Raw genomic sequence first — 19285 nt, 5'->3', positions numbered from 1 at the left:
ATTCATGAAAGTAACTGTATACTCGGTTCAAATCCAGGGAGAATGGAGATGGAAGCTCTCGCTGGATTTTCAAATGGATGTCTCTTATTGGTTAGGCGGGCAAGGCCGTAGGGCAAATCGTTTGATTCGAATAGAGCCGGAGCTATCTGTTGGACAGGCTGCCTGGTTGATAGAGAATTTGTCGAATCAGCCGATTTCCCTTCATCAGCTTTCCTCCGCTAAGGAGGAGTTGGAGCGCCGAATCCGCAAGGAACCTGTAGGCTTGCAAATAAACCCTATTCAATTTCAGCTAATAGAAAGCGAAGAAAATGACGAAATAATAGATACGGAGATTCTTCAAATAACCAAGAAAGCGGCAGGACGGTTGCAGGGCCGGTCTCTTTTGTATGAAGAGATTCAGTCGTTGCTTGGCTACGATAATCTATTATTGGGAAAGAGGGAGCTCCGCCGCGCTATTCAGTTGGCTTATTTGCAGGGATGGATCTTGTTGGGAAATGGGATGGATAAAGTCGTTCGAAGGAAAGGCTGGAAAAAAACGCTGGGCTACCGGTGCAGAAGATGCGGAACCGATGAAAGCCGGATGTTCTGGTCTGAATGTCTCCACTGCGGACAGCCCTGTCCGTACTGCGAAGAATGCCTCAATATGGGGCGAGTCCGGTTTTGTTCTTTATTTGTCCAGGGAATCCGGATGCAAGGCAGTCCATCTGCATCGGATGATACCGTGCCTCTGGGAGAGCAATTGAAGCAGCATCTCCAGGAACGGTGGGGTCTAAGTCCGGCTCAAACGGAAGCGTCCTATGCCGGATTAGATTTCCTGGCTTCACGATCAGGTGCCAGGAAGCATTCCAGACAATCAGAGGACAATACGTTCCTGATTTGGGCCGTCACGGGGGCAGGGAAGACGGAGATGATTTTTCCATTAATAGAACATGAGCTCCATCGCGGCCATCGGGTGCTGATAGCGACTCCGCGCAAGGATGTTGTATTGGAATTGATGCCGAGACTCCAAGCTGCCTTTCCCGAATATTCCCTCGTGACACTATACGGAGGGAGCCCGCAGAAGTGGGAGCAGGGGGATATTACTCTGGCCACGACCCATCAGCTTCTTCGCTTTCACGGATATTTTGACATGGCCATTATCGACGAACTCGATGCTTTCCCGTATCATAACAATCCCATGCTACAGTACGCGGCGCGCAAAGCCTTGGCTGAGCAAGGAAGAACGATATTCCTCTCAGCAACCCCTCCTCCACCGATGCAAAAGGCCGCAGCCCGCAAAAAGCTTCCACATGTCAAAGTACCTGTTCGATATCACAGACACCCGCTTCCTGTCCCGAACCTTATTCGAATGAAATCGGTGGCTTCTTGTGTTCAGAAGCAGTCGCTGCCCGCAAATTTGCTGAAGGAACTGCAATTATCCGTAGAAAGAGGGGCTCAGCTGTTTATCTTCATCTCGAAGATTAAATGGGTCGAGCCGCTAGTGAAGCTGTTGAGAGAAGCTTTCCCGAACATTGTGATCGAGGGGACCTCCTCCATGGATCCTTTTAGAGCGGAGAAGGTCATCCTCTTCCGTCAGAGCAAGATCAGAATGCTGGTGACAACGACCATTCTGGAGAGGGGAGTAACGGTTCCGCGGACCGATGTATTTATTCTGAATGCGGATGCCGAATTATTCGATGAAGCTTCCCTTGTGCAGATGGCCGGACGAGCTGGAAGATCGAAGGATGACCCAGACGGAAGGGTATTCTTCGCGGCGGAAGACAGAACCCGCTCCCAGATCGGGGCAATTCGCCAGATAAAGCAGATGAACCGATTAGCCATGTCCAAAGGGTATCTTCTTCAAACGAAAGGGGAATGAACGATGCCGCAAACTCCCGTTTCATCCTTCCGCAGCAAGCTAAAGGAGTGGATCCACAAAGCCGGAGGAATTTTGGCGCCTCCATTTGAGGTATGTTCTTATTGCAGGTCTCATACTCGTGCACAACCTAATGAGCTGGGGTTGTGTGAAGCTTGTTTTAGTCAAATCCCATGGATCATCAATGTTGAATGTGATCGTTGTGGAAGGGCGGAACAGTGTCCGGATTGTACTCGGCGCCAGGAGACTTATTTTGTGAGAAATCGCAGTGCCGTGAAGTACGACTCTGTGATGAAGGACTTGCTGGCGCTGTATAAATACCGGGGAGATGAACGGCTTCAAACGATTTTTTCTACGATGCTTGTTCATGCTTTTCACCTTCTTCTGCAAAGCGAGAAGCTGTCGATTGAAGATTTCCGCTGTATTACATATGTTCCGGTGAATGAGGAACGCCTGGAGGAACGGGGGTTTAATCAGGCGGAGAGGTTTGCGTCCGGGTTGGCGAACAAGCTTCGGCTTCCCGTCCGGTGTACGCTTATACGTACTCGCAACACCCCCAAGCAGAGCTTTAAAACAAGGCAAGAGCGGTTATCCGATCTGCAGGATGCTTTCGCCCTTCATCCGTCCTTGTATGATGATCCCTTATGGCTGGACAACCCTTCCCAAAGGCCAATGAAAGTTATTTTGGTCGATGATGTTTATACAACCGGAAGCACCTTGAATCAATGCAGCCGGCTATTGGCTTCATATAGGAATGCACAAGTGTATGGTTTGACCTGGGCCAGATAGCATCGGGCGCTTGATGGGAATGACTGATGGATTGTCGGGCAAATCTTTATCGTAGTATATACGAAAAGCTATACAAAGACGTTAAAAGCCGATAAACTATATATAAAGAAAATCAGCTTAAGCGAAGCTGATTTAGAGAAAACTTGATCCGATCGATGTGATATCGGGAACAGAGAGTAAGGGAAGGGTCGTTGAGGATGGGAGGTTGCTTCATTGGGATTGAACGTTGATAATTGTCCCCGCTGTGGCAAAGTCTATGTGAAAAATTATAAAGACGTATGTCCGTCATGCATCAAAGAAATTGAAAAGCAGTATGAGACTTGCTATCACTATTTAAGGGAGAACCGGAAGGCCAATTTACAGGAGCTGCATGAGGCTACGGAAGTCCCTTATAAACAAATAATCAGGTTTATCAAGGAAGGCCGGATATCGATTCATAATATGCCTAACATGTCTTATCCTTGCGAGGTATGCGGAACGATGATCCGCGAACATACGATGTGCGACTCCTGCCGTAGAAGGCTGGTGAAGGACATTCAGCATACACTGGCGGAAGAGAAGGAGAACGAAGACAAGGAGGCAGGGATGGGATTTAACATACAGGATCGGCTCAAGAACCGTTTTAAATAAATCTAAACTATGAAGTATTTCGTGCCGATAAAGAGGGTGAAGGGTTTATCGGCTTTTTTTATTTGCAAATGAGGTGAGATTATGAAAATTAACGATATACAGCGCATAGGAGCGATCAATCCTTATCAGAGGAATCAGAACGCCTATGCCCAAATACAAGCGGGCAAGAAGGGCAAGCCGAAGGATGAAGTTCAGATTTCACCTGAAGCGAAGGAGCTCTTAAGCTCCAGGACCGAGCCGGCCTCATCGGAGGTCAGCGAAGCCAGGAAGAAGAAGGTGGAGGATCTTAAGAACGCCGTATCTACCGGGACGTACCATGTGGAAGCAGGCAAGATAGCGGAGAAGCTCTATCCTTATATTAAATAAAGCTTTATGGAGATCAGGTGAACCTTATGGCAATAAAGCAGTTAGTTCATGTATTGAACAAGCTGGACGAAATTCATGCCCTGCTTCTGGAATCCGGTGAACAGAAGAAGCAAGCCCTCATTCGGAATGATGTCGCCGCCCTCAACCAATTGGTTCATAACGAGAACAAGTTGATTAAACAGATCGGTCAGCTTGAACAGCAGAGAGCGGTGGTAACGAACGATTTTCTGTTGTCCAAGGGATATAAGCCGAGTGATCGGATTACGGTAGCCGAAATAGCCAAGCTTATATTTAATGCGGAGGAGAAGGGTGCTCTGCTGGAGGCCCAGGGGAGACTTGTAGACACACTGCACCAGCTTAAGCAGCTTAATGAAGCGAATCAGGAGCTGGTGAAGCAATCTTTGGCCTTCATTGAATTTTCCATCGATGTGATGTCGGGTTCCGAGGAAGACTGGTCCTATCGGCATCCCGATCAAACAGCGTCTAAAATACAGAGATCCGGGCTTTTTGACACGAGAGCGTAAAGGAGGCAGCCATCAACGTGAGATCTACTTTTCATAATCTGGAGACGATCCGCAGAAGTTTATTTACTCACCAGACTGCACTGTCTACAACCGGGCATAATGTGGCGAATGTAAATACCCCCGGTTATTCCAGACAAGTGGTCAATATGAGGACATCCCTGCCGTTGGAGCCGGTAGGAATGCAGCGGACGAACATTCCGGGACAGTTGGGGACCGGGGTGGAGTTTGATTCGATTACCCGGGTGCGAAACCAATTTCTGGACGACCAATTCCGCAATGAGGTCAAACACTTCGGAAGCTGGTCCATACGGGCGGATGCATTAAGCAAGCTCGAGGGGGTCGTTAACGAGCCATCCGATACCGGACTAAGAACGGTGATCGACAAGTTCTGGAAATCGTGGAACGACCTGGCCAAGGATCCGGAGAATCCGACCGGACGCAAGCTGGTTAAGGAATCGGCGATTGCGCTCGCGGATGCCTTTAATTTTGCCAGCAAGCAGCTTAAAGATCTTCATGCGGATTTAACGAGCAGCATTGAAGTAAGAGTGACCGAGATCAATTCTCTGGCTGAGGGCATTGCGAGCTTGAACCGGGAGATTCAGAGGATCGAGGGGCTGGGTCATAATGCCAATGACTTGCGGGATCAGAGAGATTTACTGACCGACCAATTGGCGCAGATTGCCAACATTCAGGTTCAGGACGGCCCTCAAGGGTATACCATTGATTTGGCCGGGGCTAATTTGGTTCAATACAACAATGTGACTCCGACAACTGCGGCCAATTTGGAAGCGGCTTTCACCTCCGGAGCGCTGAACGGCGGAGAGGTTCACGGGATGATTGTTTCCCGGGATCGGTATGTTGCCGACTATTTGAATCAACTGAATCAACTGGCCAATACGATTGCAAACGGAGAGGTCACCATCACTCTGCCTGAAGGATCCGTGCTGCCGAATAATACAACCGTCAATCGAGTCATGCCGGACGGTACGGTGCAGCCGGTTACTCTGACCGGAGCCAACAGGGAGATTGGTCCGGGCGGGATGAAGATTGTCGTCAACGGACTTAACGGCTTGCACAAGCTTGGCTATACGCTGGGAGACCCGATTCAGGCGGGCGGGGATTTCTTCACCTCCAAGGATGGCGGGCCGATTACAGCGGAGAGCTTTCAGCTCAATCCGGATATTGCCGCTAACCCCGAGAAGATCGCCTCCTCCCTGCGGACGGATACATCAGGCGGAAGCGAGAAAGTGGTCAAGGGGAATAATACTCTGGCTCTGTTGATGAGCGGCTTGCGGGACGCCTCTTTTCAATTCGGGACGGGGGCCAATGCCTCTTCTGGTTCGATAGACGAGCATTTTCGCTCCATTGTAGGGCAATTGGGCGTTCAAGCCCAGGAAGCGAACCGTTACCTGGATAATCAGATTTCGAAAGTGGCCCAGATTGACGGAGGCCGGCAATCCGTCAGCGGAGTGTCCATAGACGAAGAAATGGGCGACATGATCCGTTTCCAGCATGCTTATACGGCGGCAGCGCGGATGATGACGGCTTTCGACGAGATGCTGGACAAAGTGATCAACGGCATGGGAGTCGTTGGCAGATAAAGCTTAAGATAAAGGAGGGAACGGAATGTCCTTGAGAATTACCCAAGGCATGATGCACACTCAGCTCATGCGCGACCTGAATCGGAACCTGGGCCGGATGCAGAAGCTGCAGGAACAAATGAACAGCGGAATGAAAATCAATCGACCGTCCGACGATCCGGTAGGAATCACCTACGGCTTGAGATACCGGAGCGAGCTGTCTACCAATGAGCAGTATCGGGGGAATGTAAGCATGACTACTTCATGGCTCGAGCATACCGACTCATTGCTTAGTCAGACAGAGGGTATCTTTCATCGATTGAAAGAACTAACCGTGAACGGCTCAACGGATTCGAACTCGGATGAAGCTCGTGATGCGCTCCATAAAGAGATTAAGGAGCTCCGGGAGCAATTACTAGACATTGCCAACAGCAGATTGAGCGGAAAATATGTATTTAACGGACAGCTTACCGATCAACCACCATATACGTCTGACAATGCAGCAAATGACATAACAGATGCGACATTGATTCCTTTGGAACTCGGTACCAAGGTTAAAGTTCCGATTAATCTGTCGGGGAATGATATTTTTGGAAAACCAGGGGCCGATGATAATGCGTTTCAAATCATTGATCAGTTGCTGGTCTCTTTAGAGGAAGGTAAAGTAGAGGACATAGGAAATGCTTTAGACAAAATTGACTCCAGACTGGATCAAATTCTATCCATGCACGCTGAAGTAGGAGCCAGAATGAATCGGGTTGAGCTTATAGACAGCCGATTGAAGGATCTGGAGATCAATCTGGAAACGATGCAATCGAAGGTAGAGGATGCCAACTACCATGAACTTCTCATTAAATCCAAAATCAATGAAAGCATTTATCAGGCATCCTTGTCCGTCGGAGCGAAAATTATTACTCCCACTCTAGTAGACTTCTTAAGATAAGGAGAGGGATGGATGATGCTTCCTTTCCCTTCGATTGAGATTCGTCAACAGTTCGCCAAGATTGGGATAGAAACAAGTCAGGGGAGTATGTCGATCAGACAACACAGGGCAGATATGGAGATCGAAACGACCCCGGCGAAGTGGGAAATCGAGACTCGCCAAGGAGAGTTGTTCATAGATCAAAGCGGAGTATGGGCATCTATGGGACTGGACAGCACTCTTGAGCTGAATCAAAGAATCTATTCCCAGTCGAAGGAAATTGCTTTGCAAGGGTTAGCTCGTATAGTAGAGGACGGAAATCGGATGGCAGCCATTCATCTCGAGGGCAACGCCTTTGCGGAAATTGCCCAAGAACGCATGTTTCAAGAGGTAGGTGTCGAGGTACGGGCGCCTGCCAGCTATCCGATGGTGAAGATGGAATATAAGGTACATAAACCAGATATTCAAGTAAAAGAAGGCTTTTTAAATATACAAGCTCGCGTCAATCCTCCTGAGATTGAATATACACGCGGCAAGCTGGATATTTATATGCGGCAATATGCATCGGTAGATATTATTCCACCACAAATCGATTTGACGAAGTAATCCTTTATAATGAGCTATAGATGAGAAAGGTCTATAGCTTTTTTGTTTTTTTAATTACATGCAATCGGGAGAGTGAGAAGCTATGAAATTATCGACCATACGGTTAGGAGAATTAGAGATTGAGGAAGATCAGCTTATTTATTTCAGACAAGGGCTTCCTGGCTTTGAACGCTTACGCCAATTTGTTATACTTCAGCCGGATGAACAAATTCCTTTTTCCTATTTGCAATCGGTGGAAGATGGAAATATATCGTTTATCATCACAGATCCTTTCATATTCTATCCGGAGTATTCCTTTGAACTCCCTGAGAGTATTAAAGAGGAGTTGGAAATAAAGGATGAGAAGGTCGTTCAGGTCGCAGCTATTATCTCTGTTCGGGAACAATTGGAATCGGCCACTATTAACTTGCAGGCCCCTCTCGTCATCAATACTGCTCGAAAGCTAGGGAAACAAGTGATTCTTCATGATTCAGCCTATAAGCCTAAGCATGCGTTGATTCGTAATAAAGATGAGATGGGGGAGGGCTAAGTCATGTTAGTGTTGACTCGCAAACCGGGAGAATCAATCATGCTAGGGGATGATATTGAATTAACGGTCATTGGAATAGAGGGGGAACAGATCAAGCTTGGTATTAGTGCGCCTAAAGAAATCAATATCTATCGTAAAGAAGTGTATCTGAACATTAAAGAATCAAATAGGGAAGCGGTCGATAGCAGGATTTCGATTGGACAGATAAAGAATCTGATGAAAAAAAGAGGATTGGGTAGATAAAGGTAGGTATATAGGATGATGGGGGCGGAAAATGTCGAAAATTGAGGGATTAAAAGCGAATTTAGGGTTTTTACCTCCTTCATGAAAACCTTCCATCTAACGATAAATATGTATAGAAGCTATTTCTATCAGGTGCGGCCGACCTGATGGGGAAAGCGACCACATGGATGTGGACTATACAAATTTCAAGGAGGAAGAACTCGATGATTATCAATCACAACATTTCTGCTCTGAACACTCACCGTCAATTGGGTGTGAACACAAGCAACTCTGCCAAAAACCTGGAGAAACTGTCTTCCGGTTACCGCATCAACCGTGCTGGGGATGACGCTGCCGGTCTGGCCATTTCCGAAAAAATGCGCGGACAAATTCGCGGTCTGCAAATGGCTTCCAAGAACGCTCAAGACGGAATTTCCCTGATTCAAACGGCTGAAGGCGCTTTGACTGAAACTCACGCAGCTCTGCAACGTATGCGTGAACTGGCTGTTCAAGCTGCCACAGATACTAACGAGGGAGTAGACCGTCAAAAGCTGCAAGCTGAGATTGATGAGCTATCTAAAGAAATCCAGCGGATTTCTACGGATACAGAGTTCAACAATCAAAAAGTTCTGAATGGATCTTTTAAAGACAAAGTTTTCCACATTGGTGCGAACTCTGGACAAAACATTAAATTAACGATTGAAAACATGGGTAATGAAGCTCTTGGTATAAACGGTTATAAAATCAAGGCAGGTACTAAAGATTCTACTGATCTTGGTATTACTATTAATAACGCAAGTCTTGAAAAAGAAATTAAAATTTCTTTTGCAGCATTACAAGGTAATGGCGGGGAAGAGGTTTCAGAGACAACCGCAAAAATTTTAGAAGATGGTACTATAGAAATTACTCTGGCACAAGAAGCAGGTGCGGATGAAAATAATGCGGGAGATATCACTGCAACAAAAAAAGATGTTCTTGATGCTCTTAAAGCGTTGGGCGTTGATGCATATGCTACCGATGCAACGGTTGATTTATCTGATACCCTTACTACTCTTCCCGCGAGTGTAACTGTGGGAGTTGCAACAGAGGATTTCACAACCGTAGACAAAAACAGGGGTGTAAACATCTCCACTCAAGCAGCTGCTGACAAAGCTATCACTACGATCAACAACGCTCTGAACAAAGTATCCGAAGAGCGTTCTAAGCTCGGTGCTAACCAAAACCGCTTGGAGCATACGATCAACAACCTGGGTGCAACTGCTGAGAACTTGGCAGCTGCCGAATCCCGTATCCGTGACGTAGATATGGCGAAAGAGATGATGGAGTTCACGAAGAACAACATCCTTACTCAAGCAGCACAAGCTATGTTGGCTCAAGCGAATAGTCTGCCTCAAGGAGTACTTCAACTTCTAAGGTAATCTATTCAAGGGCGTCTTGGCGGGCAACGGCCAAGAGAATGACTGGGTGAATTGCTGGAACGTCCTTAGAGCCGCTTCTCGACTGCGGAACCGGAAACGGTAAACGTGAACGATGAACAAGCAAGCGGATTGGATAATCAGCAGCCAAGCTCCTGTTTCGAAAGAATGGAGAAGGTTCAACGACTAGGGTAGACCACCTAAGGCAGATGCTATGGTGATGAAATCCGTAGGATGGCTTTTTGACAGGCCATTCGAAGTGCCCAGCCCCTTATTCTAATAGTGAGTTCAAAAAGTAGAGCTTCTCAGCAACTAGAAGATAGGAGCGACTGAAGAAGGAGAGCAAAATGCAGGTACACCTGCATGAGCACCGGAATTCGATGCTGCATGGAAGGGTCGAATTTGCTTCTTGCCCAACTTTACTAACATAAGGACTTTTTGAAATTACCTCTTTTCAGATGAGGGTGAAGATATAGTCTACGCAATGCTCGAAAGACATTGATGCGCGGCAAGCAAACCAACAACCTCAAGGTGTTCTGCAACTTCTTCGTTAATTTATACTTATCAAGAGTGGCGGCTGTTTACAAGCTGCCGCTCTTTTCTTATTTTGCTGCTTGTTTACAGACAGTAGGTTTGGTCCAGATTTTCCGTTTTAATCTTCCAAAAAACATGGGGCATACGATCTTGATCTATTTTTAAATAAAAATCTTATAAAATCTCATTATTTTTATTTAAACTACCGATAAAAAAGATAAGATGTATAAATTAACGGGTTGATATATTGAATAACTAAAAGAAGGTGATAGTTTTGGTAATGAGAGTTGGCGGGTTGGCCACGGGTATGGACATCGATATGATGGTCAAGGAATTGATGAAAGCGGAACGGATGCCTTACGAGAAGTTGAATCAGAAGAAACAAACCTTGGACTGGCAGAGATCGGCTTATCGCGAAATTAACAGCAAGCTATTGGAGTTCCGTAACTTGGCGTTCGATATGACGCTTAACAAGACCTTTAACGTTTCCAAATTTCATTCTTCGGATGATAGTGTTGTTTCGGTCACCGGAAATGCAGCGATAAATGGGAGTTTTAATATTTTTATCAAACAGGTGGCTACTTCTGCTTCCATTACGTCCGAGCAACTCAAGAAAGATGGTCAAGACGGAAAAGTAGACTTTTCAACTACACTAAAAGATTTAGGGTTTAATGGAGAAGGTAGTTTCAAGATAAATGATGTTGAAATTAATGTTAAGGATACGGATAAAATTGCTAATTTATTGGACAAGGTCAACAGTCAAGCAGGGAAGACAGGAGTAAAGCTAAATTACGATGCTACTCTGGAGCGATTGTTCTTTACATCAAGTAAAACCGGCAGTGAATCCAAAATAAAATTAACAGGTAATTCGGATTTGTTTAATTCTTTGGGATTGGCTAATGCCGATTCAGTGGAAGTGAAAGGCGACGATGCAATTGTCGAATATAATAAGCAAAGGTTCGAGTTTTCCACCAACGTTTTTACCATTAATGGAATGACCTTTACGGCCAAAAAGGCTCAGAATACAGGGGATCAACCGATTAATATTTCGGTGACTCATAACACCGATGCCGTAGTAGACAAGATTAAAACCTTCGTAGAGAAATACAACGAATTGGTTGATCTGGTCCACGGGAAATTAACGGAGAAGAAATATCGTGATTTCCACCCGCTATCCGATGAAGAAAAAGAAGCCATGAAAGAAAAAGATATAGAGCGTTGGGAGTCAAAAGCCAAAAGCGGACTTCTTCAGAGCGATCCTCTGTTGAGGACGGTTATGAGCGAGATGAGACTAGCCTTGTCCGAGCCTTTCAAAGGAAAGCAGGGCGAGCTTTCTATTCTGAAAGAAATAGGTATCACCACAGGGGATTACCGCGAGAATGGAAAGCTTCATCTGGATGAGGAGAAGCTTCGTCAGGCGGTTACCGAGCGCCCAGAGGAGGTCACCAAGCTATTCACTTCCGATGATGGTATTAAGTCGACAGCGGGTGACGGGTTTGCAACGCGGTTAAACAACGTATTGAAAGCTTCTTTGGAACATTTAACCAAAAAGGCAGGAACAGCCGACAATTTAACCGACAACAGCTTTTTAAGTAAAGATATTCGCGGCATTGAAGACAAATTAAAAGAGATGTCTAAACGCCTGTTAAGCGTCGAAGAACGATATTATCGGCAGTTTACGGCAATGGAAAAAGCGATAAACCAACTGAATAGTCAAAGTGCTTGGCTGGCACAACAATTTGGCGGTTAATATCCAACCATTAAGCTATGTTCAGGAAACGGAGGAATTCAATTGAACGCGAATTTGCCAATCCATGATAAGACTGGGAATGGCGTGGTGGAGAGGATAATCCCTCTCTCCACTTCCCAAAGCATCTCTGATCGAATGTTATCTTCAATAAAGACACTCAAGCAATTAAAGATGGCAGAGATGAATGGAGAAAAAATCTCCATCAGTGACGAACAGCTGATACTTGCTATTGATCGGGCAATCAAATCTATGCAGGGAAGGCCTACTTCGTTGGAAGTCTCGGTTCATGAGAAGACCAACCAAATCATGGTTAAAGTTTTGGATAATGAAACAGGTGACACAATTAGGGAAATTCCTCCGGAAAAGACACTGGACTTTATTGCAAAAATATGGGAATTGGCTGGGTTAATTGTAGATGAGAGAAGATAGTTTCTATCGCTAGACTGGAGGTTTACAAAATGTATCAAGCGCAGGCGAACAGAAACAAATATTTGGAAACGTCAATTCAGACGGCAACTCCCGCTCAACTGCTAATCATGTTATGTGACGGGGCAATACGGTTCTGCAGAGCGGCAATAGAGGCTATTAAAGCTAACGATACGCCCAACGCCCACCAGAATTTGCGCAAGGCCCAGGATATCATTTCAGAGTTTGCCGCTACGTTGGATAAGAATACGTCTTTTTCTGAAGATTTGCTTAGACTCTATGATTATTTTCTTCATCGATTAGTTGAAGCCAATATGAAGAAGGAGATTGAACCGATTGAAGAAGTGATGGGCTATTTAATAGAATTGAGAGAGACTTGGGTGAAGGCTTCCAAGCTTTCCACTGTTTCTTGAGGGCAGACTCATGGAAAATTTAATTGCTAATTTGGAAAAATTGACGAAAGGCATTGTGGATAATTTAGATGGTGTTACTTATGAACAATTAGAAGATTTCGTGCAGCGGAGAGGCGAAATTATTGCGAAGCTTCAATCCATTCCTTTTTCCCAAATATCCATAAATCCTTATCGTGTGCAGATCCAAAGCCTCCTAAAGTACGATTCAATCATTATTGCCAAGATGGAGGAAATAAGACAGGAAGCAAATGAAGGCTTATCCAAAATTTCCATTGGAAGGCAGCAGAAGGTCGGGTATGAGGCGGTTGGCCCTTATGACAGCGTATTTTTCGACCAGAAAAAATAACCATTTCAAGCGTACCGTTGGAGAAAATCCGGCGGTTATTTTTTTTGCATATACTCCCAATCCAAGCCGAGATATACACACAACAGGTTATCCTCAGCCTGTGGATAATGTGCATAACTTTGTGAATAACTAATGAAAATAAGTTTTCAGCCTGTGTATAAAAACGTTAATGAAATGTGAATTGTGTATTTTCTGATAATTGTCCTTAATTGTATATTATTGACAATCTCTTGAAACGGGTGGTATAGTCAAGGTGTGAATGCGTTTCACATTCAATTGAATAAGAAGGGAATGTTTCGAATGCAAGGTAAAGTTAAATGGTTTAACGCGGAAAAAGGATACGGTTTCATTGAAACAGAAGAGGGCGGGGACGTATTCGTACATTTCTCAGCAATTCAACAAGAAGGCTTCAAATCCTTGGACGAAGGACAAGCCGTAGAATTTGATATTGTAGAAGGCGCTCGTGGGCCTCAAGCAGCTAACGTAACCAAACTGTAATTTATCCGGTTGTCTGCCGATATCTCATATAGAAGGTTACTTTGGAAGCTATTTCTACCCCGGACATCCCGGGGTTTTTTCGTGTTCTTATGCTTTGAAGTATGGCGTAAAATGGATTATAATAGGAATTAGAAGGGAGGAGTTGTTACCATGAAATATAACATTCGCGGCAAGAATATTGAAGTGACCAATGCATTAAGGGAATATGTTCAGAAGAAGCTGGACAGGCTCGAAAGGTATTTTGAGCAACCCGTCGCTTCTGAGGCCAATGTGACCTTGAGTGTGGTCAAAGACAAGCAAAACGTGGAAGTAACGATCCCTCTAACCGGCGTATTGTTAAGGGCTGAGGTCCGGGGAAGTGACATGTATGCTTCCATCGACCTGGTCGTGGACAAGCTGGAACGACAAATCCGCAAGTATAAAACAAGAGTAAACCGTAAGCTCCGCCAAGAAAGCGGAATGAAGAACTATTTTATCGAGGATTCCGAAACTCAAGCTGTTGCACAGGAAGAAGAGGAATTTGAACTCGTTCGTACTAAGCGTTTTACTTTGAAGCCGATGAATGTGGAGGAAGCCATTCTCCAGATGAACATGATTGGCCACAGCTTCTTCGTCTTCTCCAACTCGGACGACTCCGAGAATGTAAATGTAGTCTACCGGCGCCAAGACGGCACCTACGGGTTGATCGAACCTGCCAGATAACCGTTTTCCCAATGCCTGGTCCTCTTATGACGGATCGGGCTTTTTTTGATATCCCATATCCAGGAAATATTCAGGACAAGGGCCTTATTACATCCGGTCTTCCTATGCAGTCATTATGTAATGGCGGCCCCTTTTCTTTCCTGTTGTTGCGGCTTTAAGAGCAAACTGTTACAATTTCTGTATACTTGTCTTTTGTGAATTTTCACTGTTGAAAGGGGCAAACCCATGCTAGGACTTGTTAAGAAAATATTTGGCGATTCAAACGAACGTGAAATAAAAAGAATGCTCAAGACCGTAGAACAGATTAATCAGATGGAGCCTAAGTTCGAGGTGCTGTCCGATGAACAGCTGCGGGCTAAGACCGACGAGTTCAAAGAGCGGCTGGATAAAGGGGAAACGCTGGATGACCTGCTTCCTGAAGCTTATGCGACCGTGCGGGAGGCTTCCAAGAGAACTTTGGGCAAGCGGCATTTTGACGTCCAGTTAATTGGAGGCATGGTTCTGCACGAAGGACGCATAGCGGAGATGAAGACCGGGGAAGGGAAGACATTGGTGGCTACCCTGCCGGTTTATCTTAATGCTCTGTCCGGTAAAGGAGTCCATCTGGTTACCGTCAACGATTATTTGGCGACCGTTGGTTGTGAGGAAATGGGCAAAATTTATACCTTCCTGGGTATGACCGTCGGGCTTAACCTCAATAATATGGACCATGCTCAGAAGCAGGCGGCTTATGCCTGTGATATTACTTACGGGACGAACAACGAATTCGGCTTCGATTATCTCCGCGATAACATGGTTCTGTATAAGGAACAGATGGTCCAGCGTCCATTGAATTTTGCCATCATCGATGAGGTCGATTCAATCTTGATTGACGAAGCCCGGACCCCTCTGATCATCTCGGGGCAGGCGGCCAAATCGACAGATCTGTATTATGCAGCTGACCGGTTCGTAAGCGGACTGAAGGCGGAAGAGGACTACACCGTAGATATCAAGATGCGTTCCGTTACTTTGACCGAAGAGGGCGTAGCCAAGGCGGAAAGAGCCTTCGGCATCGAAAACCTGTTTGACCACCAGAATGTCACGCTCAACCACCATGTCACGCAAGCTTTGAAAGCACATGTAATAATGAAGAGAGATATCGACTACGTCGTTCAAGACGATGAAGTCGTTATTGTTGATGAGTTTACGGGGCGCCTTATGACTGGCCGACGCTATAGCGAAGGCCTCCACCAGGCTATTGAAGCGAAGGAGAAGCTTAAGGTTCAGAATGAAAGCATGACCCTGGCGACTATAACCTTCCAGAACTATTTCCGCATGTATCAGAAGCTGGCGGGAATGACCGGAACGGCCAAGACGGAAGAAGAGGAATTCAAGAAAATTTACGGCCTCGATGTTATTGTCGTCCCGACAAATCGTCCGATGATTCGTAAAGATATGCCGGACGTAGTCTATAAATCCATCAACAGCAAATTTAGGGCAGTGGTGGATCAAATAGTAGAGCGGCACAAGAATAAGCAGCCTGTGCTCGTAGGTACCGTATCGATCGAGAATTCCGAGCGCCTGTCGGATATGCTTAAGAAGAAGGGCGTGCCCCATAAGGTTCTGAACGCGAAATATCATGCGGAAGAAGCGGAAATCGTCTCTCGGGCCGGTCAACCCGGTGCCGTAACGATTGCCACCAACATGGCGGGACGCGGAACCGACATCTTGCTCGGGGAAGGAGTAGCCGAGCTTGGCGGTCTGCATATTATAGGTACGGAAAGACACGAGAGCCGCAGGATTGATAACCAGCTTCGTGGACGTTCCGGACGTCAGGGAGACCCAGGCTCCTCTCAGTTCTTCCTGTCACTCGAGGATGAATTGATGCGCCGTTTCGGTGCAGAGAATATTATGGGAATGATGGACCGGCTTGGGTTCGAGGAAGATCAGGAAATCGAAAGCCGCCTCATTACGAAGGCTATCGAATCTGCGCAGAAACGCGTGGAAGGCAACAACTTCGATGTGCGCAAGATCGTCCTGCAGTATGACGACGTCATGAACCAACAGCGGAATATTATCTATAAGCAGCGCCGGGAAGTGCTCGAATCGGAGAATATCCGTGAGATCACTCTTAATATGATCTACCCGGTCATCGAGAGAATAGTCGAAGCACATTGTCCGGGCGACCAGGTTCCCGAAGAATGGGATTTGCAGGCCGTTGCCGATTATGCCAACGCCACCTTCCTCAAAGAAGGAACGCTTACCGCAGATGAGCTGTGGGGCAAAGAGAAGGAAGAAATCATTGAGAATATTAAAGCCAAGGTTCTCGAGCAGTACGAGGAAAGAGAACAGGAAATTGGCCAAGAATATATGCGCGAGTTTGAGAAGGTCGTTGTGCTTCGGGCAGTGGATAGCAAGTGGATGGACCATATCGACGCGATGGACCAGCTTCGCCAAGGAATTCACCTCAGAGCCTACGGCGGAACAGACCCGCTGAGAGAGTATCAATTCGAAGGGTTCGAAATGTTCCAACAAATGATCGAGAGCATTCAGGAAGAAGTTGCTACTTATATAATGAAAGCTCACGTCGAGACGAACCTCGAAAGAAAGGCTGTGGCTGAAGGTCAGGCGGTCAATCCGAGCGGTGAGCCTCAAGCTAAGCGGCCTGTAGTTAAGAAAGAGGATAAAATCGGCCGCAACGACGCTTGTCCTTGCGGAAGCGGGAAGAAATATAAGCAATGCTGCGGCAAGTAAGCGAAATTCGTCAGCATAAACTATCCAGACACTGAACAGCCGGGTATCAGCTCCATGGATACCCCAATAACATCGATGACTAATTATGAAAGAGGTGTATGCTATGATCGACAGCAGTTGGAAGCATAGCTTGAAAGAAATGGCAAGGCGAATACTTGAATTACGGGGGTCTCTTTGACTTAGATTACAAGCATGAACAGATTGCCGATTTCGAGGAAAAGATGAGCGCTCCCGATTTCTGGGACGATAATGAGCGTGCTCAGAAGCTGATCGCCGAGCTCAATGCGGTCAAGGATGTGGTGGCCGAATTCGAAGCTCTGTCCAAAGAATACGAAGACCTGGAAGTTATGATGATGCTGGCCGAAGAGGAAAACGATGAGGGCATGCTCGAAGAACTCGAGGCAGGCGTTGCTCAACTTGAGGAGAAGCTTCAGAACTATGAGCTTCAGCTTCTGCTCAATGAGCCTTACGACCGGATGAACGCTATTCTCGAGCTTCATCCGGGGGCCGGCGGCACCGAATCCCAGGATTGGGCGGAGCTGCTGCTCCGGATGTATAGGAGATGGGCGGAGAAGCACAACTTTAAGGTCGAGGTACTGGATTATCTGCCTGGAGACGAGGCTGGGGTGAAGAGCGTCACTCTGCTGATTAAGGGCTACAATGCTTATGGGTATCTGAAGGCCGAGAAGGGAGTTCACCGTCTGGTCCGGATTTCGCCTTTTGACGCGTCGGGAAGAAGGCATACTTCTTTCGTATCCTGCGACGTCGTTCCGGAAATCGATGATGATGTAGAGGTGGGGATCCGCCCGGAGGAGCTGAAGATCGATACGTACCGTTCCAGCGGGGCCGGAGGCCAGCACGTCAATACAACCGATTCCGCGGTCCGGATTACCCACTTGCCTACTGGAATCGTGGTAACCTGCCAGACGGAACGGTCCCAGATCAAGAATAGGGAACGTGCGATGAAAATTCTTCGCTCCAAGCTTTACGAGAAGAAAATTGAGGAACAACGTCAGCATTTGGCGGAAATTCGTGGAGAGCAGCGGGAGATCGGCTGGGGAAGCCAGATTCGTTCCTACGTTTTCCACCCATACAGTATGGTTAAGGATCACAGGACCCAAGCGGAATCCGGAAACATTGGAGCAGTCATGGACGGAGAAATCGATTTTCTGATCGATGCCTATCTTCGCCACCAGATTGACAAGAAACCGGATCGGGAATCGACATAAACTTAACATCTATGTAACATCCTACACATAAATGAAATGTGTAGGATGTTTTTATGCAGATGCGAAAGAGCTGTCTTAAGCGATTTATAAAGAGGTGGGACTGTTGAGCAGGGACAATGACAACAACAGAGAAGGAAATCAGGGGGGAGGGATGGAAAGAAGCGGGGGGTCAAATAAAAATAGAGACAGATTCAAATCCCCGGCTCTTTCCGCTCCTTCGCTGATAACAGAGTACGTACTGCTGTTCATCGGTGCTTTCATTATGGCTCTTAGCTTTAATGTGTTCCTGAACCCGAATCAGGTCGCTTCCGGCGGGGTTGCGGGAATATCGACTATCGTTCAGCATGTAACGGGCATCAAGCCGGCTTTCATCCAATGGACCCTTAATGTCCTGCTTTTTGTCGCGGGCTTTAAATTTCTGGGTCGGGATTTCGCCATTAAAACCGCAATCGGCACGGTAGCGTTTCCCTTATTCGTGCTTCTGACGGAAGGAATGCCTTCTCCGACAGATAACGTGCTGCTGGCGTCCTTATACGGAGGGATTCTGACGGGGATCGGATTGGGGGTCGTCTTCAGGGCCAGGGGATCAACAGGAGGATTGGCGCTGGCTTCCCAACTAATTCACCGTTATACAGGCCTCAGCCTGGGAGTAGCCGTGGCTTTGCTGGATGGACTGGTAATATTGACGGCCGGCCTTGTTTTTTCTCCCGAGAAGGCTCTGTATGCCTTGATCGGACTGTACGTCACGAGTAAAACGATCGACCTTATCCAATCGGGCTTTAATTTCTCTAAAGTAGCCTTCATTATATCTAAGGAAGTCGACAGTCTATCCCAGGCGGTGCTGGTCGACCTAGACCGTGGCTTGACCAAGCTGCAGGGGCTGGGGGGCTATACGGGTGATGAGAGAATGGTCCTCATGGTCGTCTTGAATCAATCTGAAGTCTCGCGGTTAAAGACCATTGTCAAGACGGTAGACCCGAATGCATTTGTCATCATCAGCGATACTAAGGAAGTTTTGGGAGAAGGGTTTAAAGTGAACGGCTAAATATGTAAAATAGAAGGGTCGATAAAATAGCTGATTGAATTTTTATACCACAGGACGTATAATAATACATAAGTTTTTTTATTCAAATATAAGAAAGTATAAGTTTCACCTTATACTTGTTCTTATAATTTCATCGGTAAACGCGATTGTCCAAAGGACGGCAGTAGCCGT

20 protein-coding genes are annotated in these 19285 nt (G+C 46.4%); all 20 read left to right on the top strand.

Annotation, left to right across the window (positions count from 1 at the left end; genetic code table 11):
• Nucleotides 1-4 precede the first annotated feature (4 nt).
• The 20 genes from FS806_RS08045 (at nucleotide 5) to FS806_RS07950 (ending at nucleotide 19114) form a co-directional block, all read left to right on the top strand.
• Entirely contained in the window at nucleotides 5-1858 is a 1854-nt protein-coding gene (locus tag FS806_RS08045) for an ATP-dependent helicase ComFA (protein ID WP_144934288.1), read from the top strand.
• 252 nt (nucleotides 1859-2110) lie between these two features.
• Entirely contained in the window at nucleotides 2111-2644 is a 534-nt protein-coding gene (locus FS806_RS08040) for a ComF family protein (RefSeq protein WP_186328265.1), read from the top strand.
• Between the two features lie 213 nt (nucleotides 2645-2857).
• Nucleotides 2858-3274, top strand: coding sequence for a TIGR03826 family flagellar region protein (locus FS806_RS08035; protein ID WP_144934283.1), 417 nt, complete (start codon nucleotides 2858-2860; stop codon nucleotides 3272-3274).
• 81 nt (nucleotides 3275-3355) lie between these two features.
• Nucleotides 3356-3640 (top strand): flagellar biosynthesis anti-sigma factor FlgM, encoded by a 285-nt coding sequence (gene flgM, locus FS806_RS08030; protein WP_144934281.1) that lies wholly within the window; start codon nucleotides 3356-3358, stop codon nucleotides 3638-3640.
• Between the two features lie 26 nt (nucleotides 3641-3666).
• Nucleotides 3667-4164 carry a flagellar protein FlgN gene (locus FS806_RS08025; protein ID WP_144934279.1) on the top strand — a complete coding sequence of 166 codons (498 nt, stop codon included), beginning with the start codon at nucleotides 3667-3669 and terminating at the stop codon, nucleotides 4162-4164.
• Nucleotides 4165-4181: 17 nt separating this feature from the next.
• Entirely contained in the window at nucleotides 4182-5765 is a 1584-nt protein-coding gene (flgK, locus tag FS806_RS08020) for a flagellar hook-associated protein FlgK (RefSeq protein ID WP_144934277.1), read from the top strand.
• A gap of 25 nt (nucleotides 5766-5790) precedes the next feature.
• Nucleotides 5791-6687 (top strand): flagellar hook-associated protein FlgL, encoded by an 897-nt coding sequence (gene flgL / locus FS806_RS08015; RefSeq protein ID WP_144934275.1) that lies wholly within the window; start codon nucleotides 5791-5793, stop codon nucleotides 6685-6687.
• A 12-nt stretch (nucleotides 6688-6699) separates the two neighbouring features.
• A complete protein-coding gene (locus tag FS806_RS08010) occupies nucleotides 6700-7272 on the top strand; it encodes a DUF6470 family protein (protein ID WP_144934273.1) in 573 nt (190 codons plus the stop codon).
• Nucleotides 7273-7354: 82 nt separating this feature from the next.
• A complete protein-coding gene (fliW, locus tag FS806_RS08005; RefSeq protein WP_144934271.1) occupies nucleotides 7355-7801 on the top strand; it encodes a flagellar assembly protein FliW in 447 nt (148 codons plus the stop codon).
• 3 nt (nucleotides 7802-7804) lie between these two features.
• The gene (gene csrA, locus FS806_RS08000) at nucleotides 7805-8044 is read left to right on the top strand and encodes a carbon storage regulator CsrA (RefSeq protein WP_144934269.1); all 240 of its coding nucleotides are present in this window, start codon (nucleotides 7805-7807) and stop codon (nucleotides 8042-8044) included.
• Between the two features lie 203 nt (nucleotides 8045-8247).
• Complete coding sequence (locus tag FS806_RS07995; RefSeq protein WP_144934267.1) at nucleotides 8248-9441, top strand: flagellin N-terminal helical domain-containing protein; 1194 nt, start codon at nucleotides 8248-8250, stop codon at nucleotides 9439-9441.
• An 811-nt stretch (nucleotides 9442-10252) separates the two neighbouring features.
• Complete coding sequence (locus FS806_RS07990) at nucleotides 10253-11722, top strand: flagellar hook-associated protein 2 (protein ID WP_260982029.1); 1470 nt, start codon at nucleotides 10253-10255, stop codon at nucleotides 11720-11722.
• Nucleotides 11723-11764: 42 nt separating this feature from the next.
• Nucleotides 11765-12151, top strand: a complete 387-nt coding sequence (locus tag FS806_RS07985; RefSeq protein ID WP_225312544.1) for a flagellar protein FlaG — start codon at nucleotides 11765-11767, stop codon at nucleotides 12149-12151.
• A 29-nt stretch (nucleotides 12152-12180) separates the two neighbouring features.
• A complete protein-coding gene (gene fliS / locus FS806_RS07980) occupies nucleotides 12181-12561 on the top strand; it encodes a flagellar export chaperone FliS (protein WP_144934263.1) in 381 nt (126 codons plus the stop codon).
• Nucleotides 12562-12571: 10 nt separating this feature from the next.
• Nucleotides 12572-12907, top strand: a complete 336-nt coding sequence (locus tag FS806_RS07975) for a hypothetical protein (RefSeq protein WP_144934261.1) — start codon at nucleotides 12572-12574, stop codon at nucleotides 12905-12907.
• 300 nt (nucleotides 12908-13207) lie between these two features.
• Entirely contained in the window at nucleotides 13208-13405 is a 198-nt protein-coding gene (locus tag FS806_RS07970) for a cold shock domain-containing protein (RefSeq protein ID WP_144934259.1), read from the top strand.
• A gap of 150 nt (nucleotides 13406-13555) precedes the next feature.
• Nucleotides 13556-14107, top strand: a complete 552-nt coding sequence (gene hpf, locus FS806_RS07965; protein ID WP_144934257.1) for a ribosome hibernation-promoting factor, HPF/YfiA family — start codon at nucleotides 13556-13558, stop codon at nucleotides 14105-14107.
• A 225-nt stretch (nucleotides 14108-14332) separates the two neighbouring features.
• Entirely contained in the window at nucleotides 14333-16840 is a 2508-nt protein-coding gene (gene secA, locus FS806_RS07960) for a preprotein translocase subunit SecA (RefSeq protein WP_144934255.1), read from the top strand.
• A gap of 103 nt (nucleotides 16841-16943) precedes the next feature.
• A protein-coding gene (prfB, locus tag FS806_RS07955) for a peptide chain release factor 2 (RefSeq protein WP_144934253.1) occupies nucleotides 16944-18069 on the top strand; the annotation gives its coding sequence in 2 pieces (ribosomal slippage) (nucleotides 16944-17015 and nucleotides 17017-18069; 1125 coding nt in all).
• A 151-nt stretch (nucleotides 18070-18220) separates the two neighbouring features.
• Complete coding sequence (locus tag FS806_RS07950) at nucleotides 18221-19114, top strand: YitT family protein (RefSeq protein ID WP_144934352.1); 894 nt, start codon at nucleotides 18221-18223, stop codon at nucleotides 19112-19114.
• The last annotated feature ends 171 nt before the right edge of the window (nucleotides 19115-19285 follow it).

Origin of the sequence: Paenibacillus sp. 32O-W, assembly GCF_007679495.1 — a bacterium.
In the GTDB taxonomy this organism is placed as follows: domain Bacteria; phylum Bacillota; class Bacilli; order Paenibacillales; family NBRC-103111; genus Paenibacillus_L; species Paenibacillus_L residui.
Note: the sequence above shows the minus strand (reverse complement) of the source record. Positions and strands in the feature narration are given on the sequence as shown.